Below are 20,348 nucleotides of genomic sequence, written 5' to 3' on the forward strand. Positions count from 1 at the left end.
CAGCCTCGTCGGTCGCCCGGAGCGACGCGGAGGGCGACCGACGAGGCTGGGGAGGCGTGAGGTGCGGTCGCTGGTGCTCTCTCGCTGCGGTACTTGCTTCGCCGTGCTTCGCCCTCGCGACTGGGGCTTCGGAGGCGTTCGCCGTCTATCCGTCATCAACTACTTCTAAACGAGCGACCGGGGCTTCGGAAGCGCTTCCGTCGGTCTCACTTCCGTCCGATCTCGCTCCCGCTCTCACGGAGGCGGCCCGAAACGGGTATCCGCGCGCGTCGGTAACCCGGCACCGATGGAGTGCGACAAGTGCGGGGCCGACGCCGTCCACCACGCCGCCTACTCCGGGGCGCACCTCTGCGGCGAGCACCTCCGCCGGTCGGTCGAGAAGCGCGTGAAACGCCGGGTCCGGGAGGACTCCCTCCTCGATCCGGAGGCGACGCCGGACGACCCCGACCGCTGGGTGATCGGCCTCTCCGGCGGGAAAGACAGCGTCGCGCTGACGCGAATTCTGGACGACGTGTTCGGGAAGGACCCCCGCGTCGAGATGCTCGCGCTGACGATCCACGAGGGGATCGAGGGGTACCGCGACGAGAGCCTCGACGCCTGCGTCGAGCTCGCCGAGGAGCTCTCGCTCCGGCACGAAGTCGTCTCCTACGAGGAGGAGTTCGGCGTGCAGATGGACGACGTCGTCGAGAGCGACCCGGAGAACATGGCCGCCTGCGCGTACTGCGGCGTGTTCCGGCGCGACCTCTTGGAGGAGTACGCCGCCGAGTTCGACGCCGACAAGCTGCTCACCGGCCACAACCTCGACGACGAGGCGCAGACGGCGATGATGAACTTCCTCGATGGCGACGTGCGGCAAGTGGCGAAACACTTCGACGCCTCGCTCGGCCCCTTCGACGAGCGCGAGGGCACCGACGACTTCGTCCCGCGCGCCAAACCGCTCCGCGACGTGCCCGAGAAGGAGATCGCGCTCTACTGTCACGTCCGCGACCTCCCGACGCACATGGCCGAGTGCCCCCACTCCTCGGAGGCGTACCGCGGCGAGATCCGGTCGACGATCCACGAGTTAGAGGAGAACCACCCCGGCGTCCGCCACTCGATCATGGCCGGCTACGAGGAGCTCTCCGCGCTCGCCGCCGAGGCGTACCGCGAGGGCGGCGACGCCGCCGACGGCGCCCCCGACCTCGGCGAGTGCGAGCGCTGCGGTTCGAAGACGAGCCGCGACGTCTGCCGGAAGTGCCGCCTGCTCGACTCGATCGAGGCGGCGAGCTGACCGCCCCGTCGAACGCGGTCGGCGACCCGAGCGTTCTGTCGGTCAGGCGTCGCCGTCGACCCGCCCGAGCAGGTCGAGCTGGTGGGTGAGGTAGACGAGCTCGGCGGCGTCGGCCCGTCGCCGCCGCTCTGAGAGCCACGCGTCGAGGTCGGCGGCCGAGAGCGATCCGTCGCCCCCGACGGCGATCACCTCGCCGACCGCCTGCTCGACGGTGTCGAGGATGTGCCGGACGAAGAACGCCTCGTCGGCCGGATAGCCGGTCTCGCCGTCGGCGGGACGCACGACCCAGTCGGAGCCGGCGACCCCGAGGAGCGTCGAGCCGTCCGCCTCGCGCAGGCGCGAGAGCGCGGCGCCGCCGGCGCGGCTGTCTCCGTCGGGTTTCTCGTCCATGTGCCGGTGGTACAGCCGCTCGATTGCCCGGTCGTCGGGGTGCGCCGGGCGGAAGCGCGTCGCGCCGTCGAAGGTGATCGGGAAGTAGTAGGTCCCGCCGGGGCCGAGCGCGTCGAGCAGGGCGTCGAGCCCGTCGAGGTCGAGGACGTCGAGCAGCGCCATCCCGATCAGGGCGTCCCACTCGCCCGGGCGTTCCCCGGCGTACGCGACCGCGTCGGCGGCGACCGGCTCGACCCGAACCGTACGGGCGTCGGTCTCGACGACGAGCGCGTCGCCGTCGGCGGTCTCGACGGAGACCGGTCCCTCTCGGTCCGTCGCCCACTCCCGGAGGTACGGACCGACGCCGGCGAGCGCCTCCGCGTCGCGGTCGACGGCGACGTACCGCGTCTCGCCCGGCGGGAGCACCTCCCGATCGATCAGGCGGGCGACCATCGTCCCGATGCCGGCCCCGACCTCCAGCACGCGCAGCGGCCCGGCGCTCGCGGCGGCGCGGTCGGCGAGCCGCTCGCGGAGGATCCCGACGAGCCGGCGGTCGAGCGCCCGGTCGTCGACGGTCCGCTTCGCGCGGAGGTAGCGCCGGAAGGCGTCGGTGTCGTCGGCGATGGCGTCGTCGGCGAGAGCGTCGTCGGCGGGGGCCTCTTCGTCGGTCGCCTCGGCGGACTCGTCGCCGCTTCCGGTCACGTCGCGGTCTCCCGTCACGTCGCCACCTCCGTGTCTATCGCGTCGACGCCGTCGCCCGCGTCGGCGACGTCGGCGAGGAGTCGCCGGACTCGACCCGTCGACTCCGTCCAGCCCGGGTGACGCTCGTACCGCCGCCTGGCGGCGCGGCCCATCTCGGCAGTCCGATCGGGGTCGGCCGCGAACTCGTCGAGCGCGCGGGCGACGGCCGCGGGGTCGTCCGGGTCGACGAGGACGCCCGTCTCCCCGTCGGTGACCGTCTCGTTCGCGCCGCCCGCCCGGGAGGCGATCGCCGGCAGGCCGAAGCTCATCCCCTCGAGGTAGACGATCCCGAACCCCTCGTACCGGGAGGGGACCGCGAGGACGTGGCTCTCGCGGAGGACGTCGGCCAGCGCGTCGTCCGACAGCCGGCCGGCGAAGCGCACGCGGTCGCCGAGCCCGCGCTCGCCGACCAATCGCCGGACGTCGGCGACGTGGGACTCGTCGACCGGCCGGCCGACGACCGTGAGGTCGACGGCGGCGTCGGCGCGGGACACGCCCTCGACGAGCGTGTCGAGCCCCTTCCGCGGTTCGACGTTCCCGACGAACGCGACTCGGAGGGGCGCGGGAGCGGGGTCGGCGACCGACGCGCCGTCGCCGGCTCCGGATTCCTCGCCGATTTCCCCGAGCGACGCGGCGCGCGCCGCGACCGCGTCGCCGTCGATTGCAGGATCGAACCGGTCGCCCGCGGGCGGGGCGACGACGGTCTCGTCGGGGTCGACGCCGAGGGCGGCGACCGCGTCGCGGGTCGCCCCGCTGTTGCAGACGACGCCGTCGACGGTCGCGAGATACCGGCGCTCGACGGCGCGGTACAGCGGCGAGAGGCGGCGCGGCTCGCTCGCCCGCAGGTGGTGGACGACGCTCACGATCGGGTACGGCAGACCGCGGTTGGCGAGGACCAGAGAGGGGTGCGCGAGCTCGTCTTGCAGCATCACGTCGACGTCGACGCGGAGGCGGTCGCGGAGGGACGGGCTGGCGTTGTCGAGCAGCCCGCGCGGGTACGCTCGCCACTGGAGTTCGACGACCTCGACGGTGTCGCCGGCGGCCCGGAGCCCCTCGACCAGCTTCCGGTCGTAGCGGAACCCTCCGGACCGCTCGTCGAGGCTCCCGTACAGCGTGAGCCCGACCCTCATACCGGGGCGTCGTACGTCGCGGCGGCCGCGTCGTCCTCCCAGACCGTCACGGACAGCTCGGTCACGGTCTCGTCGGTCACCGCGTCGGTCACGCGCTCGAAGATCACACGGGCAAAGCGCTCGACGCTCGGATTGCGCCCCTCGAACTCGGGGAGGTCGTTGAGCAGCTCGTCGCGGTAGCGGTCGGCGAGGTCGGCGAGCGCCGCGTCGGCGTCGTCGATGTCGACGAGGTAGTCGTACTCGTTCAGCTCCGGCCCGCGGAACGTCAGCTCCACCTCGAAGTGGTGGGAGTGCGGGACGCCCTCGGGTCCGGGGTCGGGGACCGTGAGGTAGTGCTGGGCCACGAAGTCCGTCAGCACCGTCGTCGCGTACATACACCGATCCACGGGCGCGACGCACCTAAATCCGGAGGGCGGGGGAGAGGCGACCGAGACTGCCGCCGGCCGCGTCCCCGCCGTCGGCCCGACGGACGCTCACAGGTAGCCGAGCGCCGCGAGCCGCTCTCGCTCGTCGCTCTCCCCGTGAACGCGGCTCACCGGCAGCGGCTCCGGCGGTTCGAGCGCCGGGTCGAGCGTCCCGCGGTCGACGCCGGTCGTCTCGGCCCACGGCACGGCGAGGAGGGCGGGCACGGGGGTGTTCATCGGGTGGCCGTACAGCCCCCACTCGCCGAAGAGGTTGCCGTGGTCTGCCGTGACCGCGACGCGGCCGTCGACGTTGTCGGCGAGCGTCTCCACCTCGCCGAGCACGTGGCGGAGGTTGGCCTCGTACGCGGCCCAGACGCGCTCGACCGAGACCTCGCCGCGCCGGAGCGACACCCACGGGTTCCCCTCGTTGCTGTGACTCCCCGTCCGGGCCAGCCCGTCGTCGCCGTCGAGGGGGTCCGGGACGAACGGGTGGTGCGGCTGCATGTAGTGGGCGACGAGTCGGTCGGGGTCGCGCTCCCGGGCGAGCGCGACCGCCCGCTCGGTGACCGCCCGCGCCGGCACGGTGCCGAGGGCGTCGTCCCACGCGTACTTCCACACCTCGTCGAGCGCCGCGAACGCGTCGGCGTCGAGGTAGCGGTCGGTCCACGTGTTGCCCGTCGCCATGACCGTCCGGGCCGTCTCGGGGCGACCGACGAACGTGTTCTCCAACCACTCCGAGGAGGAGCTGCCGACCGACCGGACCGTCTCGACGCGGTCGAGGAAGTCGACGTCGGCCGCGACCGAACGCAGCAGGTCGGCCCGACAGGCGTCGAGGACGACGAGGACGTCCCACTCGCGGTCGAAGGCGTTCGTCCCGTAGTCGAGCCGCCGACCGACCGCCTGCAACCCGCGCAGGTAGGCGGTCCCGAGGCGGCTCATTCCCGGTTCCGTCACGACCGTGAGTTAGCGCGCGGCGACTAAACCGCTCCGGCGGGAGGCATATACGTCTCCCCGCCTCGATACGACCGTGAACTGTCTGTTCGCCGGGGCCGGGTCGATCGCGCCGGAGTACGCCGCCGGCCTGTCGGGGAGTCCGCTGTCGCTCGCCGGCGTCGTCGACCTCGACGGGGATCGCGCCGCCGCCCTCGCCGCGGCCCACGACTGCCCGTCGTTTACCGACCTGGACGCGGCGCTCGCCGCGGTCGACGCGCCGGTAGTGGTGAACCTGACGAGCCACGCCGCCCACGCGCCGGTGACCCGGACCGCGCTCGAAGCCGACCGCCACGTCTACTCGCAGAAGCCGCTCGCGCTCGACGCCGACGAGGCGCGGGCGCTGGTGGCGCTCGCCCGCGACCGCGGCCTCGCGCTGGGCTGTGCACCCGGCACGCCGCGAGCGCCCTCGCAGCGCCGCGCGGGGCGCCTCCTCGCCGACGGCCGGCTCGGCCCGGTGGGGCTCGGATACGCTCACGCCCACGTCGGCCGCGTGACCGACTGGCACGACCGCCCCGGCTCCTTCCTCGATATCGGGCCGCTGTACGACGGGGCCGTGTACCCGCTCGCGCTGCTGGTGTCGTGGTTCGGCCCGGTCGAGCGCGTCCGCGTCGCCGACGCGCTCGACGTGTGGCCCGAGCGCGAGGAGCGCCGGCCCTCGACGCCGAGCCACGTCGAGGCGACGCTGGCGTTCGCGGCGGGGCCGACCGTCAGGCTGACCGCCAGCTTCTACGCCCCCCACCGGAGCCGGGAGTTCTACGGGCTGGAGCTCCACGGCGACGACGGCTCGCTGTACCTGACGGGGACCGGCGCGATGGACGACGACCGCGACGCCGTCCGGTTCGGTCGCGTCGGGCGGGAGTACGTGAGCGCGCCGCCGACGTCTCCGGCGAAGCCCTACGAGTACGTCGACGCCGTCGAGCGCCTCGCCGCGACGGTCGAAGGCGGGGTCGCCTCAAACGCGGGCGGGCAAGGCGGCGGGCGCCCACGTCGTCGCCGTCTGCAACGCGATCGAGGCGGCCGCCGAGGGGGACGGACCGGTCGCCGTCGACGACTGCGGGGCGACCGCCGACCCGCCGCCGGCGCCGGTCGTCAGGCCGGCGTCGGACGGGTGTAATACGGGCACCGGGGTCGAGGGGACGTCGGGCACCGGGGTCGAGGGGACGTCGGGCGCCGCCGCGATCCGCCTCCCGTCGGTCGGCTTCGGCTGCTCGCGCTACCGCGACGGGGAGTACGTCGAGCGCGCCGACTCGATCGCGACCGCGCTCGACGCCGGCTACCGCCTCCTCGACTCCGCCGAGCTGTACGGCAACGAACACCGGATCGGGGAGCTGCTCGCCGCGCCGGGCGCGCCCGACCGGGAGCGGGTGTTCCTGCTCGGGAAAGCGTGGCGCACCAACCACCGCCGGGAGCGCCTGCTCGCCGCCTGCGCGGGCAGCCGCGAGGAGCTCGGGATCGACGCATTCGACTGCTACGCGCTCCACTGGCCATCGGCGCTCGAACACCGGGGGGAGCTGAGCCGGCTCGCCGAGGAGCCGGTCGAGCGACAGGAGGCGCTCGCCTTTCCCGAGGACGCGGACGGCGAGCTCGCGACCGACGACGTGTCGCTGGCGACCGCGTGGGAGAACCTGGAGGCCGTTTACGAGAGGGGATGGGCCCGGACGCTCGGGGTCTGTAACGTCTCGCGGGCGCAGCTGGAGACGGTGCTGGAGACCGGCGACGTCGACCCGGCCTTGGTGCAGGTGGAGCGACACCCCTACCGCCCTCGGACCGGTCTCGTCGACTGCTGTCACGAGCGCGGAATTCGGGTGGTCGCGCACTCGCCGCTGTCGGCGCCCGGCCTCCTCGACGAACCCGTGCTGGACGCGATCGGCACGGATCGGGGTCTCTCGCCGGCCGCGGTCGTCGTCGCGTGGAACGCCTCGCGAGGGGTCGTCCCGATTCCGTCCAGCACCACGGAATCGCACGTCGTCTCGAACCTGGCCGCCGGGAGCGAGCGGCTGACCGCCGACGAGCTCGCGCGGATCGACGCCCTGCGCGACCCCGACTTCGAGCGGTAGGGCGCCGGAGTCGATCGCCCTCGTCCGCTCGGGCGGTATTTCTATGTGACAGAAGTCCATGTGTGTAATATGGCAACAACCAAGTCGCAGCGGCCCGCGGTCGACATCGGCTCGCTGAACGGCCTCCACTGGGTGGGTATCGTCGCGGCGCTGGTCTCCGCCGCCGTCCACCTCTTTCTCGGCGTCAGGATGTTCCCCTCGCCGATGGGTATCAGCTTCGTCCTCGCGGGGCTCGGCTTCGTCGGTGGCGTCACCCTCCTCGCGATCGACTACCGCCGACGGACGGTGTACGCGGTCGGGATCGCTTTCACCCTCGTCCAGATCGTCTTATGGTACGTCATCAACTTCGCGGGCGGGACGAAGTCGTTCCCGGCCGACGTCGGGACGCTCGGCGGCGTCGACAAGGTCGCGCAGGTCGTGTTGATACTCGTTCTGGTCGCCCTGCTGCGCCGGTAGCCGTGGCGGACCGCGAGCGCCGACGGCGACGCGAGCACGCCGTCGCGATCAGCGACGCGCTCCCCGACGGCTCGGCCGTCGACGCGGGCGTAAACGCGACCGTTCGGCGCGTAAACGTATCCCCGGGCGGCGGACCCCTCGCGGGCCCGGTCGCGACCGGAGGTGGCGTGTAGATGGCCGAGATCCGCCGTCGGCGCTCCGTTCGCGTCGGGATCGGTTTCGGGCTCCCGCTCCTCGCCGCACTCACGCTCGCCGCGCTCCTCCTGCGGCTGTTCCCCGCGGACGCGATGGGCCGCTGGGGACTCTCGCCCGCCGTCGTCGCCGGCCTCTGTTGGGCCGGACAGCTCTGGTACGTCGGGTACGGGCTCGATCCGGAGGGGCTGACCGGCGGCTTCTGGCGACAGCTGTTCGGACTGGCGAACGCGGTCACGCTCGTTCGCGGGGCGCTGTACGCGGTCGTCGCCGGATTCGTCGTCGCGCCGCCGGAGACGGCGCTCGCGTGGGTGCCGGCGCTGTGTTACGGGACCGGCGTCGCCCTCGACAACCTCGACGGGAGCGTCGCCCGAACGGTCGGGCGGGAGACCGAGGTCGGCCGCCGGCTCGACATGGCGTTCGACACCTTCGGATTCGTCGCCGCGCCGCTCGTGGCGGTGTTGTGGGAGCTACTCCCGATCTGGTACCTCTCGATCTCCGCCGCGCGCTACGTCTTCCGCGGGGCCGTGTGGCTGCGGCGCGTCCGCGGGCTCCCCGTCGGCGACCTGCCCGACAGCGACCTCGGCAAGTACCTCGCGGGCGTCCAGATGGTCTTCGTGACGGTCGCGCTCGGCCCGCCGGTGCCGACCGACGTCGTTCGGACCCTCGCGCCAATCGTCCTCGCGCCGTCGCTGGCGGTGTTCGCGCGCGACTACCTCGCCGTCAGCGGTCGACTCCCGTCTCGCCGGTGAGAAAGCAGACGGTCACGAGTACTCCAGGATGACTTGGACCGCCGCGTCGGGTTCCGAGTCGAGCAGTTCGTACGCTTCCGGCGCGCGCTCGAAGGGGATCCGGTGGGTGATGAGCTCGGCGGCGGGGATCGCGTCGATCCGGTCGAGCGCCGCCTCCATGCGGCGGTCGCGGTCCCACCGCCCGCGCAGCTCCGGGCTGATCGTCGACACCTGACTGGAGACGATGTCGATGCGGTCCCGGTGGAACCGCCCGCCGAGGTCGATCGGCTCGCGCTTGGTCCCGTACCACGAGCCGACGACGATCCGCGCGTCGTAGCCGACGACCCCGATCGCGTCGTCGAGCGCGCTCGGCTGGCCGGACAGCTCGACCGCGAGGTCCGCGCCCCCGACGGCGGAGTCCCCGGCGAGGTCGACGGCGCCGAGTTCGGCCGGCGTCGTCGTCCGGTCGGCGCCGAGCGCAGCGGCGAGCGTTCGACGGCGCTCGATCGGGTCGACCACGACGAGCGACTCCAGCGGGAAGTCGGCCAGCAGGCGGACGACGCAGAGTCCGATCACCCCGGCGCCGAACACCACGACCCGCTCTCCGAGACGGGGGGCGGCGTCGAGGACGATGTTCGTCGCGGTCTCCACGGAAGGGAGGAGCGAGCCGGCGGCCGGCGTCGTCTCCGGCGGGAGCGCGACGACCGAGTCGGGGGTCGCGCGGAAGCGCGTCTGGTGGGGGACGAACGCGAACACCGACCGGACGACCCACTCCGAGTCGACCTCGGCGCCGACCTCGCGGACGACGCCGCTCGCGGCGTAGCCGTACCGGAGCGGGTACGAGAGGTCGCCGTCGAGCGCGTCGAGCGCCTCGTCCGCCGGGAGATCCGCCGGCGTCTGGTCGCGGTACACGAGCAGCTCCGTCCCGGCGCTGATCGCCGACGCGCGGGTCTCGACGAGCAGCTCGTCGTCCGCCGGCGGTCCGACCGTCGCCTCGCGCACCTCGACGGTCTCCGGGGCCGTGAAGTAGAGCGCGGCGTCGGTCATCGGGTCGCGGACCCGGTCCGGTCGCGGGCGACGCCCGAGCGAGGCCACGGGCTTCGGCTCGGCTGGTGGCGTAACACGTAGATCCCTACGCACTGTGCGATGTTAAGTCCTCGCGCCGTCCGACGGGTCAGACCCGGAGGTAAGCGAGCGGATCGGCGTCGACGGCGCGAAAGAGAGACGGTCGATCGGAAAGCGAACGACTGCGACGGCGGCGGTCCGTCAGCGACGCCTAGCGGATGACGTCGAGGCCGTTGTTCCGCTCGGTCTGCTCGGTGCCGCCGTCGGACTCCCAGCCCCGGTCGGCGCCGCCGGAGGCCGTCGCGCCGGCCGTGCCGTTCGCCTCGGCGGCGCGCGAGCGCGAGTCGCCGAGGTCCTCGGCTCCGGCCGCGGCGCGGGACTTGTCGGCCTGCTTCTGGGTCGACGGGCCGAGCACCTGCGCGCTCTGGACGCCCGTCATGATCGCCATGACGCGGACCTTCCCCTTGTACTCGTCCTGGATTCGGGCGCCCCAGATCACGTTGGCGTTCGCCTCCAGCCGCTCGGTGATGTTGTTCGCGATCCCCTCGGCCTCCTTCAGCGTGAGGTCCGGACCGCCCGTGATGTGGACGAGCCCGCCGGAGGCGCCGCGGTAGTCGACGTCCAGGAGCGGGTGGTTCATCGCGTCGTTGACCACTTCCTGGGTCTTGTTCTTGTCCTGGGTCTCGCCGACGAGCATGACGGCCACGCCGCCCTGGTTCATGATGGTGGACATGTCGGCGTAGTCCAGGTTGATGAGGCTCGGCTGGGTGATCGTCTCGGAGATCCCCTTCACCGTCTCCGCGATGATCTGGTCCATCACGGAGAACGCCTTCCCGATCGGCAGGTTCGGCACGTAGTCGAGCAGCCGGTTGTTGTCGAGGACGATGATCGAGTCGGCCTCGTTGCGGAGGGTCTCTAAGCCCTCCTCGGCCTTCACGGTGCGGGCGCGCTCGACGTTGAACGGCGTCGAGACCATTCCGACGACGATGGCGCCCTGCTCTTTGGCGATCTTCGAGACGACCGGCGCCGCGCCGGTGCCGGTGCCGCCGCCCATTCCGGCCGTGACGAAGACGAGGTCGGCGTCGCCGAGCACCTCCTTGATCGTCCCCTGGGCCATCTCGGTGGCGCGCTCGCCCATCTTGGGGTCGCCGCCGGCGCCGAGCCCCTGCGTGAGCGACTTGCCCACGAGGATCTTGGTGTCGGCCTCGACCATCTTGAGGTGCTGTTTGTCCGTGTTGATCGCGACGGTGTCGGCGCCGTCCACGCCGATGTTGTACAGCCGGTTGATCGTGTTGTTTCCGGCGCCGCCGGCACCGACGATGACGATCCGGGGGTCCCCGAACTCGTCGTCGTCCATATCGACGGAGTCCATGTCGCGCTTCTCCGCTTCCGCGTTGTCGAGGGCGTCCTGAACGAGATCTTGCATCAGTTCACACCTTCGCCCAGTTGCGGTTGCGGCCGCGCTCGTCGCGCTCGCCGTCCTGTTCGTTCAACATGTCGCGAACGGCCGACCGGATCGCCTCGCTCCGGTTCGGGAACTCGCCCGTTTCGACCATCTGTTCGACCTCGTCTATCTGCTGTTTCGGGATTCGTAGTGTCACACGCTCCATTGGTATTCCCCCGGTAAGACGGCGAGCACGCGACGCGTGTGTCTTACAGCGACGAATCGTCCGTCGACGGGATCATCCCCGCCGCGGACGGCCGCTGTAAGACGACCGTCTTACGCAGTTCAATTCACCGAGTCTACCAATATAAAGCTATCGCCGAGTGTAAGACAACCACCCGAAGAGACGAATTCGGCCGACTGGCGGCCTGAGTCAGGCGTTACCTGTCATTTAACACGTCTGCGGCGGGGGTCCGCCGACCGCAGCCGGGGCAGAACGCCCAGTCGGTCCGCAGCTCGTCGCCGCACTCGCAGAACGCCCGGTGAGACTGCTTTTCTCCGCAGTTCGGACAGTACACGTGTTCTTCAGGGACGTTCTCTCCGCAGCCGCCGCAGGCGTTTTCGCCAGCGTTCGCGCTCGCCGGCGTCTTACGCGTCTCAGTCTCAGCGTCCGCCGACGTCTCACGTGTCACACGCGTGTCGGCGGCGTCGGCGTCAGGGGCGTCGAGAGAGACGTTCACGTTGACCTCGGCCGGGTTCCCCGACGCATACGTCGCGTCGGACGGAGCGCGCCGTCCGCCGAGGCGGTCGTCCAACGCGGCGTCGAGCCGCTCCGCGATGAGGTCGTCGACGCGGTCTGCCAGCGCGGCGCCGACCGTCTCCTCGGCCGTCGGACCCGCGTCGGGAGCAGTCGCCTCCTCGGCGTCGTCGAGGTGGGTGCGGAGGGCCTCCCGCATCACCTCGCTCTTGGAGGCGTCACACGCTTCCAGCCGCTCGACGAGGTCGTCGTCGGCCCGGAAGGTGATCTTACTCATACGGACGCCATATCGACCGTACTACAAGTATCTTCCCCCCGATATCGGACGGTAGCCGCGAGACGTTTCAGCCCCCGGAAACGAGCGCGCCGAGCCGCCGCGGTCGGCGAAAATCATGTCACATGGTCACACGTGTGTCTGACGCAGATTTATACGGCCCGCGTGGGCATACGTGTGTATATGAGTAACCGCGTCGAGGACCTCGAACGACAGGTCGCGGAGCTGCAAGCGGCGGTCAACGGGCTCACCGAGGAGCTGGTCGAAATGAAGGAACGCGTCCGACAGCTCGAGGACGCCCAAGAGGTGTCCGTACGGGCGGACGCCGCGACCGAGGAGGCGCGGGAGACGGCCGAACCGGCCGAGGAATCGACAGAGTCCGCCGGCGGCGAGACGCGGACCCACTCCGACGACCACGTCGAGGTCGTCGAGCGGACCGACGACGGGAGCGCGTCGACCGGCGGCGAGGGCGACGACGACATGGTCGTCCCGGAGCAGGAGGCGACGACGCCGGACGCCGAGGCCGGCGGGGCGGAGGGAGAGAGCGACGACGAGGAGTCGGACAGCGACATCATCGTCGCGTAATCCGACCTCGCACTCCCGCGTCACATGCACATTACGGAAGTCGTTTTGGACGGATTCAAGAGCTTCGGGCGGACGACGAGGATCCCCTTTTACGACGATTTCACGGTCGTCACGGGACCGAACGGCTCCGGGAAGTCGAACATCATCGACGGAGTCCTCTTCGCGCTCGGATTGGCGCGCACCCGCGGGATCAGAGCGAAGAAGCTCACCGACCTGATCTACAACCCCGGTCACGACGACGGCGACGGGACCGGGGGCCCGAACGAGGCGTCGGTGACCGTCGTGCTCTCGAACGAGGACGGGGCCTTAGACCGGTCGCAGGTCGTCTCCGCGGCCGGCACGGAGAACGTGGGCGACGTCTCCGAGATCACGATCAAGCGCCGCGTCAAGGAGACCGAGGACAACTACTACTCGTACTACTACCTCAACGGACGCTCGGTGAACCTCTCCGACGTGCAGGACCTGCTCGCGGCCGCCGGCGTGACGCCCGAGGGGTACAACGTCGTGATGCAGGGCGACGTCACCGAGATCATCAACATGACCCCCTACCAGCGGCGGGGGATCGTCGACGAGATCGCGGGCGTCGCCGAGTTCGACGAGAAGAAGGAGGCCGCCTACGAGGAGCTGGACACGATCGAAGACCGGATCGGCGAGGCGGACCTCCGCATCGGCGAGAAGCAGGACCGGCTCGACCGGCTGTCCGACGAGCGCGAGACCGCCCTCCAGTATCAGGAGTATCGGGACGAGCTGGAGGAGTACCGCGGCTTCCTCAAGGCCTCCGAGCTGGAGGAGAAGCGGGAGGCCCTCGGCGACGTCGAGGACGACATCGACGACGCGGAGGCCGAGCTCGAAGAGCTCCGCGCGGAGCTCGACGCGAGACAGGGGAAGCTCACCCGCCTCGAGGAGGACCTGGCCGACCTCAACCACGAGATCGAGACGAAAGGCGAGGACGAGCAGATCCGGATCCGCTCGGAGATCGAGGAGGTCAAAGGCGAGATCTCCCGGCTCGATGACAAGATCGAGGCGGCCGAGGAGCGCGCCGCGGAGGCCGAGACGGAGCGGCGCGACGCCTTCGTCCAGATCGACCGGAAGGAGGAGACGATAGCGGACCTCGAAGGCGAGATCCGCGAGGCGAAAGTCGAGAAGGCCTCGGTCAAGTCCGAGATCGCGACGAAGCGGTCCGATCTCGCCGACGTCGAGGCCGAGATAGAGGGCGCCGACACCGAGTTCGACGAACTCAAAGCCGAGCTCGCCGACAAGAAAGAGGAGATCGAGTCGCTTCGCGAGGCGAGAAACGAGACGCAGCGCGAGAAGGACCGCCTGCTCGACGAGGCGCGCCGGCGCTCGAACGCGGTGAGCGAGGCGCGGACCGACCTGGAGGAGGCCCGCGAGTCGATACCGGAGCACAAGGCGCGGATATCCGAGCTCCGCAGCGAGCTCGACAAGGCCGAGAAGAACGAGGAGAAGATCGAGGAGGTCGTCGCGGACCTCTTCTCGGAGAAGGCCGAACGGAGCGAGGACCTGGAGGCGGTCGAAGCGGACCTCCGGGAGAAGCAGAACGAGTACGCGAAGCTGGAGGCGGCCGCCGACGAGCGCGGCGACACCTCGTGGCCGCGGGCGGTGACCGAAGTGAAGAACGGCGGCATCGACGGGGTCCACGGCGCGGTCGGCGAGCTTGGCTCGGTCGAGGCCGAGTACGCGGAGGCGTGCGAGACGGCCGCCGGGGGGCGGCTCGCGAACGTCGTCGTCGACGACGACGGCGTCGGGTCGACGTGTATCGACTACCTCAAGCGGCGGAACGCGGGCCGGGCGACGTTCCTCCCCATCACGGAGATGGACGACCGGAGCCTCCCGCGGAAGCCCTCGCTGCCGGGCGTCGTCGACTTCGCGCGGAACCTCGTCGACTACGACGGCAGGTACGCCTCGATCTTCTCGTACGTGCTCGGCTCGACGCTCGTCGTGGAGGACATGGCCACCGCCCGCGAGCTGATGGGCGACTACCGGATGGTCACGCTCGACGGCGACCTCGTCGAGAAGTCCGGCGCGATGACGGGCGGCTCCGGCGGCGGCTCGCGGTACGCGTTCACGAAGTCCGGCGGCGGGAAGCTCGAACGGCTCGCGACGGAGATAGCGGAGCTGGAGGACGAGCGGCAGTCGCTGCAGTCGGAGATCGACGACCTCGAGGGCGACGTCGACGACGCGCGCGACCGGAAGGCCGACGCCGCCGAGCGCGTCCGGTCGCTTGAGGCCGACGTCGAGCGCGCCGAGGACGAGCTGGCGGACGCCGAGGAGCGCATCGACGAGCTGGAGACCGAGCTCGAGGAGCTGGAGGCCGAACGCGAGTCGGTCGACGCGGAGATGAGCGAGCTCGACGCGGAGCTCGACGAGCTCGATACGGAGATAGCGGAGTTAGCGTCCGAGATCGAGGAGATCGAGGCGGAGCTCGCCGACTCGAAGATCCCGGAGCTCTCCGAGCGCGCCGACGAGATCCGCGCCGAGATATCCGACCTGGGGGACCGGATGAGCTCGCTCGACGGGCGGCAGAACGAGCTGGAGCTGGAGAAGGGGTACGCCGAGGACGCCGTCGACGAGCTCCACGACACCGTCGAGGAGGCACAGAATCGGAAGGCCGAGGCCGAAGAGCGGGTCGCCGAGCACGAGGCCGCGATCGAGGAGCGGGAGGCCGACCTCGCGGAGAAGAAGGAGGCGATCGCCGACCTCGAATCGGAGCTCACGGAGCTGAAGGCCGACCGCGAGGACCTCCGCGAGGAGATCAAGGCGGCGACCCGCGAGCGCGACGAACAGCGCGCGCTCGTCTCGGAGGCGGAGTCCGACCTGGACGATCTGACGGACCGCCGGGACCGACTGGAGTGGGAGATCGACGAGCTGGAGTCGCAGGTCGGCGAGTACGACGCCGGCGAGATCCCCGACCTCGGCGAGGTCGAGTCGCGGATCGAGGAGCTGGAGGCCGAGATGGAGGCGTTAGAGCCCGTCAACATGCTCGCGATCGACGAGTACGACGAGGTGCAGGAGGCGCTCGACCAGCTCCAGGAGCGCCGGGACGTGCTCGTCGAGGAGCGCGACGCGATCGAGGAGCGCATCGAGGGGTACGAGGCGGCGAAGAAGGAGACGTTCATGCAGACGTTCGAGTCGATCAACGACCACTTCGAGGAGATCTTCGCGCGCCTCTCGGCCGGCAGCGGCGAGCTCCTCTTGGAGAACCCCGAAGACCCCTTCGAGGAGGGGCTGACGATGAAGGCGCAGCCCGCGGACAAGCCGGTCCAGCGGCTCGACGCGATGAGCGGCGGCGAGAAGTCGCTGACCGCCCTCTCGTTCATCTTCGCGATCCAGCGGCACAACCCGGCGCCGTTCTACGCGCTCGACGAGATCGACGCGTTCCTCGACGCGGTCAACGCCGAGCGCGTCGGCGAGATGATCGAGGAGCTGGCCGCGGACGCGCAGTTCGTGGTGGTCGGCCACCGCTCGGCGCTGTTGGAGCGCTCGGACCGCGCCATCGGCGTCACGATGCAGGGCGACAACCTGTCGGCGGTCACCGGGATGCAGTTCGGCGACGACGGCGGCGACGGCGACGAGGAGGTGACCGCGGATGACTGAGCCGCCGGAGTCGGCGGGCGCGGGCGGCGGATCCGGCGACGACGTCCCGGGCCTCGACCTGACGAGCGAGCGGGACGGCGGGGCGCGCGACGGAGCGACGCCGGAGACGCCCGGAGGAGACGGGGCCGCGACGGGCGACGGCGAGTCGAGGGACGGCGCCGCCGGCGACGAGGCGGACGGCGGGGAGTCCGGGGACCCCGGCGAGGACGGGAAAGTCGAGCCCGTCGAGCTCCTCGTCCAGCTCGCCGAGGAGGGCGAGATCGAGCCGTGGGACATCGACATCGTGCAGGTGACGGACGCCTTCTTAGAGCGGCTCGACGAGACGGACCTCCGGACGACGGGGCGGGCGCTGTTCTACGCCAGCGTCCTGTTGCGGATGAAGAGCGACGGCATGCTGGCCGACGACGACGAGGACGAGGAGCCCGAGCCGGAGCCGTGGGAGGTCGCGATGGAGGGCGGCGCGCCGGACCCCGCCGCCGACGACTTCGATCCGGTCAGCGAGCTGGAGGCGGAGATGGACCGACGCCTCGACCGGAAGAGCACCCGAGGATCGCCGGAGACGCTCGACGAACTGGTCCGGGAGCTCCGCGAGGCCGAGCGCGGATCGTGGTGGAAGGACTCCCGCGAGTACGACACCTCTGAGTCGCCGCACGGGTACGACCGCGGCACGCAGACGCTCGACTACCACACGGGCGACGAGTTCCGGCGCGACGGGGAGCCGACCGCGGGCGAGGCGACCGACCGCACCCACGACGAGGATATCGAGGAGGTGATAGTGGAGATCGACAACGCCCTCCGGACCCACTTCGACCGCGGGCGCACGGAGGTGCTGTTCGGGGAGATCGAGAGCGCGGGCGGGCGCCCGTTCATGACGTACCTCGCGCTGCTGTTCATGGCCCACCGCGGGTCGGTCCGCCTCCAGCAGGACGACCTGTTCGGCGACCTGTGGGTGAAAGACCCCGCGGCGATGACCGGGGAGTCGGAAGCGATCGCGGACTAGTACGTTTTCGAGAGCGCGGTCCGTCGTTCATACGTGGATACCGCCGGACCGGCGGTGAACGCTTCCAAAGCCCCAGCCGCTCGGCTGGACGTAAACGATGACTCGGCGGTGAACGCTTCCAAAGCCCCAGCCGCTCGGCTGGACGTAAACGATGACTCTGCGGTGAACGCTTCCAAAGCCCCAGTCGCGAGGACTCGATGGGCTCGCTGCGGTCCTCGTCGCTCACTTCGTTCGCTCCTGCGGTCCTTACGTCGCCCGTCTTCGTCCTCGCGACTGCCCCTTTGAGTCCTACCCCGCACCGCACCCGCACAGCACCTCACGCCTCCCCAGCCTCGCGGCTCCCTGCGGTCGCCGCGTCCCTCGCGCGTGCTGACTCGCGCCCGGAGGGCGCTCGCAGGCACGCGCCACCGCACCGCAGAGTTGTTTATAAGTAGTCGCCGAGCAGCGGCTCGACGCGCTCACGAGTGTCTTCCGGGATCGCCTCGGTCGGCGTGTTGACGGTGCCTTCGAGGGAGGTGTGAGCGTCGCACTCCAGGTCGTCCGGGAGCGTCCGAACGGCCTCCTCGACGGCGGCCTTGATCGCCTCCTGGTTCTTCTCGGCGTTCTCGAGGACCTCTTCGAGCGTCACCTCGCTGTCTTCCTTCCAGACGTCGTAGTCGGTGACGCCGGCGATCGTCGCGTAGGCGATCTCCGCCTCGCGGGCGAGCTTCGCCTCCGGGATCGCGGTCATGCCGACGAGGTCCCACCCCTGCGACTTGTAGAACTCCGACTCCGCGCGCGTGGAGTACTGCGGCCCCTCGATACAGACGTAGGTGCCGCCCTTCACGACCGTCGTGCCGCCGTCGTCGTCGGCGGCGTCCCCGCCGTCTCCGCCCACGGCGGACTCGGCGGCCGCGGTCAAATGGTCGACAAGCTCCGGGCTGTACGGGTCCGCGAACGGCTGGTGGACGACGACGCCGTCGCCGTAGAAGGAGAGGTCGCGGCGCTTGGTCCGGTCGTAGATCTGGTCGGGGACGACGAGGGTGCCGGGCTCCAGCTCCTCCTTGAGGCTCCCCACCGCGTTCGACGCGAAGACGTGGGTGACGCCGGCCTGCTTCAGCGCGTACATGTTCGCGCGGTACGGGAGGTCGGTGGGCGAGACGCCGTGCTCGGAACCGTGCCGGGGGAGGAAGGCGACCTCCGTGCCCGTGTCGGCGAACTCGCCGATCGTGATCGCGTCGCTCGGCTCGCCGTAGGGGGTGTCGTACTCCACCTCGCGCACGTCGTTCAGGGGCAGCGCCTCGTAGATGCCGCTGCCGCCGATGAACCCGATGGTGCTCATACCCGGAGTCCGACCGCTCGATACTTATATGAAGTGAACGCGGTCGGCGGGGGCGTCGCCGAGAGCGAACCGACTCAGGCCGGCGTCGCCGTCTCCGCTTCGATCTCGGCCTCGATGAGGTCCCGCGTGTTCTCCAGGTGGGCCCTGAGCTGGCGTTCGTTGTACCGCCTCGCGACCGGCTCCAAGAGGCGGTCACGCAGCGAGTCGCCCATCTCGTACTCCGTCCGATGGAGGATCCGGGTCCCGTCGCCGCTCGCGACGTAGCGGTTGCGCGTTTCGCCGCGCATGCCGTCGCCGTCGATCGCGACCGCGATCTCCGCGTTCGGCTCGACGACGGTCAGCTCCAGCTCCATCTCCGTCGCGATCCCGAGCAGCTTGTACGTCGCGCGCATCTCGGCCCCGGTCTCGGTCTCGCTCAGCACCTCGAAATCGCGCAGACCGGACATCGTTCGCGGCCAGTTCTCGGGGGCGCTGTCGAACGCGAAGACGCGTTCGACGGGCGCTGCGATCTCGATCTCGTACTCGAATGTTGTCATATTACTCAACTCGGTGGTCGAACCGAACGGTGCGGTACGCCGCCGGAACGGGTCTCGGAGCGGTCGCCTCGGTTGACTCCCTTATATAGGGGCGCTGAGATATTAAATGGGCGTTCACCGCTTAGAGACCGTCTGCTCGCTGAGAACGCCCGAGACGAAGCTCAAAGCAGCCACCGCACCGCCGCCAGCGCGAGCGCGCTCACGACGAGCAGGTGGACGAGGACGGCGCCGACGGCGGCGCCGCCGACCTCGCGCATCTCGCGGAGCCGGATCGAGAGCCCGAGGCCGACGAACGCCAGCGTGAACAGCGCGTCCGACACGCGCCCGATCGACTCCAGCACGGCCGGCGAGAGGAGCCCGCTGTTCGCGATCGCGGCGACCGCGAGGAAGCCGAGGAGGAACTTCGGGAACTCCGCCCACAGCCGTCGGACGCCCGGGTCGGTCGCCGACCGCGCCGTGTACGCCAGCGAGTAGGCGACGGCGACGCCCCCCAACAGGGAGTTGCGCGCGAGCTTCGTCACGGTCGCCCACTGGCCCGCCTCCGGCGAGTGGGCGAACCCCGCGGCCGCGACGGGGCCGGTCGAGAACATGCTCACGCCGGCCCAGACGCCGAACTGGCGGCCGGTGAGCCCGAGCCACTCGCCGGCGATCGGGAACGCGACGAGCGTGACGGCGTCGAAGAGGAGCACGGTCGCCGCCGCGAACGTGATGGCGGCGCCGCGCGCGTCGAGCACGCGCCCGATCGCGACGACCGCGGAGACCCCGCAGATGCTCGCGCCCGCCGCCAGCAGCGAGGGCGTGGTCCCGTCGAGTCGGAAGAGCACGCGTGCGATCAGCTCGGCGAGGAGGAGCCCGCCGCCGACCGCGACGACGACCAGGCCGAGCACGGTCGGTCCCGCGGCGAGGAACTCCTCGACGACGACCGCGGCGCCGAGCAGGACGATCCCGGTCTCCAAGAACAGCTTGTCGACGCCGACGCCCGGTTTCGCGAGGTCGGGCGTCCCGACCGCGTTGCCGATGAGCGCGCCGAGCGCGACCGCGACGACGAGCGGCTGGAGCCCGTCGACCGCGCCGGCGATGAGGTGCGCGAGGAGCGCTCCGGCGGCCAGCAGCGCGAGACCGGGGACGAACGGCCGAGCGGCGTCGACGACGCGCATCAGAAGACGCCCGCGGCCTGTCCCGCGACGTGAGCGGCGACGATCCCCAGCCCGAGCGCGAGCGCCTGCCACCCCCGGTCGAGCGCGACCCACCGGTCGACGATCGGCGATCCGGTTCCGGGAGCGCCGTCGGCGTCGGCCGCGGCGTTCCCGGCGTCGCCCGTGCTATCGCCGGCGGTCCGCGGTCCGTCGGCGGCGTCCCGTGCCATGCCCGCGGGTCGGCGCGCTCGGTATTTATAAGGACGGACTCGGGCAGGGCACGCGCTCGACCCGGGACCGAAAGAGGCAGGTTCCGGGCGGTCGTTTCACGG

Annotated in this window: 18 protein-coding genes and 1 pseudogene; 7 read left to right on the top strand and 12 right to left on the bottom strand. The window is 70.8% G+C overall.

Going from position 1 to position 20,348, the window contains the following annotated elements; genetic code table 11:
- The first annotated feature begins 286 nt into the window (after positions 1-286).
- Positions 287-1,270 (top strand): TIGR00269 family protein, encoded by a 984-nt coding sequence (locus DJ82_RS09640; protein ID WP_094581688.1) that lies wholly within the window; start codon positions 287-289, stop codon positions 1,268-1,270.
- 42 nt (positions 1,271-1,312) lie between these two features.
- Here the strand turns inward: DJ82_RS09640 and DJ82_RS09645 are convergent, their stop codons facing one another.
- The 4 genes from DJ82_RS09645 to DJ82_RS09660 form a co-directional block, all read right to left on the bottom strand.
- Positions 1,313-2,359 carry a class I SAM-dependent methyltransferase gene (locus DJ82_RS09645; protein ID WP_394338196.1) on the bottom strand — a complete coding sequence of 349 codons (1,047 nt, stop codon included), beginning with the start codon at positions 2,357-2,359 and terminating at the stop codon, positions 1,313-1,315.
- Positions 2,356-3,510: a glycosyltransferase family 4 protein gene (locus DJ82_RS09650; RefSeq protein WP_094581689.1), complete on the bottom strand. Its 1,155-nt coding sequence runs from the start codon at positions 3,508-3,510 to the stop codon at positions 2,356-2,358. The genes DJ82_RS09645 and DJ82_RS09650 overlap by 4 nt, the downstream gene beginning before the upstream one ends.
- Complete coding sequence (locus DJ82_RS09655; RefSeq protein ID WP_094524861.1) at positions 3,507-3,884, bottom strand: 6-carboxytetrahydropterin synthase; 378 nt, start codon at positions 3,882-3,884, stop codon at positions 3,507-3,509. Before DJ82_RS09655 ends, DJ82_RS09650 begins: the two co-directional genes overlap by 4 nt.
- Positions 3,885-3,983: 99 nt before the next feature.
- Positions 3,984-4,853 (bottom strand): hypothetical protein, encoded by an 870-nt coding sequence (locus DJ82_RS09660; RefSeq protein WP_094524885.1) that lies wholly within the window; start codon positions 4,851-4,853, stop codon positions 3,984-3,986.
- A gap of 88 nt (positions 4,854-4,941) precedes the next feature.
- Here DJ82_RS09660 and DJ82_RS09665 point away from each other — a divergent pair.
- The 3 genes and pseudogenes from DJ82_RS09665 to DJ82_RS09675 all read left to right on the top strand — a co-directional run bounded on the left by DJ82_RS09665 (position 4,942) and on the right by DJ82_RS09675 (position 8,364).
- A pseudogene (locus tag DJ82_RS09665) lies at positions 4,942-6,964 on the top strand (aldo/keto reductase).
- A gap of 69 nt (positions 6,965-7,033) precedes the next feature.
- Positions 7,034-7,420: a hypothetical protein gene (locus DJ82_RS09670; protein ID WP_094524859.1), complete on the top strand. Its 387-nt coding sequence runs from the start codon at positions 7,034-7,036 to the stop codon at positions 7,418-7,420.
- Between the two features lie 173 nt (positions 7,421-7,593).
- Positions 7,594-8,364 (top strand): CDP-alcohol phosphatidyltransferase family protein, encoded by a 771-nt coding sequence (locus tag DJ82_RS09675; protein ID WP_094581690.1) that lies wholly within the window; start codon positions 7,594-7,596, stop codon positions 8,362-8,364.
- Between the two features lie 12 nt (positions 8,365-8,376).
- Here the strand turns inward: DJ82_RS09675 and DJ82_RS09680 are convergent, their stop codons facing one another.
- The 4 genes from DJ82_RS09680 to DJ82_RS09695 form a co-directional block, all read right to left on the bottom strand.
- Complete coding sequence (locus DJ82_RS09680) at positions 8,377-9,390, bottom strand: zinc-binding alcohol dehydrogenase (protein WP_094581712.1); 1,014 nt, start codon at positions 9,388-9,390, stop codon at positions 8,377-8,379.
- Between the two features lie 229 nt (positions 9,391-9,619).
- Entirely contained in the window at positions 9,620-10,834 is a 1,215-nt protein-coding gene (gene ftsZ, locus DJ82_RS09685; RefSeq protein ID WP_094528131.1) for a cell division protein FtsZ, read from the bottom strand.
- A 4-nt stretch (positions 10,835-10,838) separates the two neighbouring features.
- Positions 10,839-11,018 carry a ribbon-helix-helix domain-containing protein gene (locus tag DJ82_RS09690; RefSeq protein WP_004595187.1) on the bottom strand — a complete coding sequence of 60 codons (180 nt, stop codon included), beginning with the start codon at positions 11,016-11,018 and terminating at the stop codon, positions 10,839-10,841.
- Between the two features lie 214 nt (positions 11,019-11,232).
- Entirely contained in the window at positions 11,233-11,826 is a 594-nt protein-coding gene (locus DJ82_RS09695; protein ID WP_094524856.1) for a zinc ribbon domain-containing protein, read from the bottom strand.
- A 180-nt stretch (positions 11,827-12,006) separates the two neighbouring features.
- On the opposite strand from DJ82_RS09695, the gene DJ82_RS09700 reads away from it, so the two are divergent.
- Genes DJ82_RS09700 through DJ82_RS09710 form a run of 3 tightly spaced genes read left to right on the top strand, consistent with a single transcriptional unit; the run spans position 12,007 to position 17,023 of the window.
- A complete protein-coding gene (locus DJ82_RS09700; RefSeq protein WP_094524855.1) occupies positions 12,007-12,408 on the top strand; it encodes a hypothetical protein in 402 nt (133 codons plus the stop codon).
- A 24-nt stretch (positions 12,409-12,432) separates the two neighbouring features.
- Positions 12,433-16,023 carry a chromosome segregation protein SMC gene (gene smc, locus DJ82_RS09705; protein WP_094581691.1) on the top strand — a complete coding sequence of 1,197 codons (3,591 nt, stop codon included), beginning with the start codon at positions 12,433-12,435 and terminating at the stop codon, positions 16,021-16,023.
- Positions 16,016-17,023, top strand: coding sequence for a ScpA family protein (locus DJ82_RS09710; protein WP_094581692.1), 1,008 nt, complete (start codon positions 16,016-16,018; stop codon positions 17,021-17,023). Before smc ends, DJ82_RS09710 begins: the two co-directional genes overlap by 8 nt.
- 424 nt (positions 17,024-17,447) lie before the next feature.
- On the opposite strand, the gene mtnP is transcribed toward DJ82_RS09710, so the two are convergent.
- The 4 genes from mtnP to DJ82_RS09730 form a co-directional block, all read right to left on the bottom strand.
- Positions 17,448-18,344, bottom strand: coding sequence for an S-methyl-5'-thioadenosine phosphorylase (gene mtnP / locus DJ82_RS09715; RefSeq protein ID WP_094581693.1), 897 nt, complete (start codon positions 18,342-18,344; stop codon positions 17,448-17,450).
- Positions 18,345-18,418: 74 nt separating this feature from the next.
- Positions 18,419-18,880 carry an SRPBCC family protein gene (locus DJ82_RS09720; protein ID WP_094581694.1) on the bottom strand — a complete coding sequence of 154 codons (462 nt, stop codon included), beginning with the start codon at positions 18,878-18,880 and terminating at the stop codon, positions 18,419-18,421.
- A gap of 161 nt (positions 18,881-19,041) precedes the next feature.
- Complete coding sequence (locus tag DJ82_RS09725; protein WP_094525004.1) at positions 19,042-20,037, bottom strand: YeiH family protein; 996 nt, start codon at positions 20,035-20,037, stop codon at positions 19,042-19,044.
- Positions 20,037-20,246, bottom strand: coding sequence for a hypothetical protein (locus DJ82_RS09730; protein ID WP_094581695.1), 210 nt, complete (start codon positions 20,244-20,246; stop codon positions 20,037-20,039). Before DJ82_RS09730 ends, DJ82_RS09725 begins: the two co-directional genes overlap by 1 nt.
- Positions 20,247-20,348: the final 102 nt, after the last annotated feature.

The organism is Halorubrum sp. Ib24 (genome assembly GCF_002252745.1).
Taxonomy (GTDB): Archaea; Halobacteriota; Halobacteria; order Halobacteriales; family Haloferacaceae; genus Halorubrum.

What these genes read in the sequence shown, in the direction of transcription:
- DJ82_RS09640 (WP_094581688.1), top strand. Translation starts at nt 287, where the DNA reads ATGGAGTGCGACAAGTGCGGGGCCGACGCCGTCCACCACGCCGCCTAC.
- DJ82_RS09650 (WP_094581689.1), bottom strand. Translation starts at nt 3,510, where the DNA reads ATGAGGGTCGGGCTCACGCTGTACGGGAGCCTCGACGAGCGGTCCGGA.
- DJ82_RS09655 (WP_094524861.1), bottom strand. Translation starts at nt 3,884, where the DNA reads ATGTACGCGACGACGGTGCTGACGGACTTCGTGGCCCAGCACTACCTC.
- DJ82_RS09660 (WP_094524885.1), bottom strand. Translation starts at nt 4,853, where the DNA reads ATGAGCCGCCTCGGGACCGCCTACCTGCGCGGGTTGCAGGCGGTCGGT.
- DJ82_RS09670 (WP_094524859.1), top strand. Translation starts at nt 7,034, where the DNA reads ATGGCAACAACCAAGTCGCAGCGGCCCGCGGTCGACATCGGCTCGCTG.
- DJ82_RS09675 (WP_094581690.1), top strand. Translation starts at nt 7,594, where the DNA reads ATGGCCGAGATCCGCCGTCGGCGCTCCGTTCGCGTCGGGATCGGTTTC.
- DJ82_RS09680 (WP_094581712.1), bottom strand. Translation starts at nt 9,390, where the DNA reads ATGACCGACGCCGCGCTCTACTTCACGGCCCCGGAGACCGTCGAGGTG.
- ftsZ (WP_094528131.1), bottom strand. Translation starts at nt 10,834, where the DNA reads ATGCAAGATCTCGTTCAGGACGCCCTCGACAACGCGGAAGCGGAGAAG.
- DJ82_RS09690 (WP_004595187.1), bottom strand. Translation starts at nt 11,018, where the DNA reads ATGGAGCGTGTGACACTACGAATCCCGAAACAGCAGATAGACGAGGTC.
- DJ82_RS09695 (WP_094524856.1), bottom strand. Translation starts at nt 11,826, where the DNA reads ATGAGTAAGATCACCTTCCGGGCCGACGACGACCTCGTCGAGCGGCTG.
- DJ82_RS09700 (WP_094524855.1), top strand. Translation starts at nt 12,007, where the DNA reads ATGAGTAACCGCGTCGAGGACCTCGAACGACAGGTCGCGGAGCTGCAA.
- smc (WP_094581691.1), top strand. Translation starts at nt 12,433, where the DNA reads ATGCACATTACGGAAGTCGTTTTGGACGGATTCAAGAGCTTCGGGCGG.
- DJ82_RS09710 (WP_094581692.1), top strand. Translation starts at nt 16,016, where the DNA reads ATGACTGAGCCGCCGGAGTCGGCGGGCGCGGGCGGCGGATCCGGCGAC.
- mtnP (WP_094581693.1), bottom strand. Translation starts at nt 18,344, where the DNA reads ATGAGCACCATCGGGTTCATCGGCGGCAGCGGCATCTACGAGGCGCTG.
- DJ82_RS09720 (WP_094581694.1), bottom strand. Translation starts at nt 18,880, where the DNA reads ATGACAACATTCGAGTACGAGATCGAGATCGCAGCGCCCGTCGAACGC.
- DJ82_RS09725 (WP_094525004.1), bottom strand. Translation starts at nt 20,037, where the DNA reads ATGCGCGTCGTCGACGCCGCTCGGCCGTTCGTCCCCGGTCTCGCGCTG.
- DJ82_RS09730 (WP_094581695.1), bottom strand. Translation starts at nt 20,246, where the DNA reads ATGGCACGGGACGCCGCCGACGGACCGCGGACCGCCGGCGATAGCACG.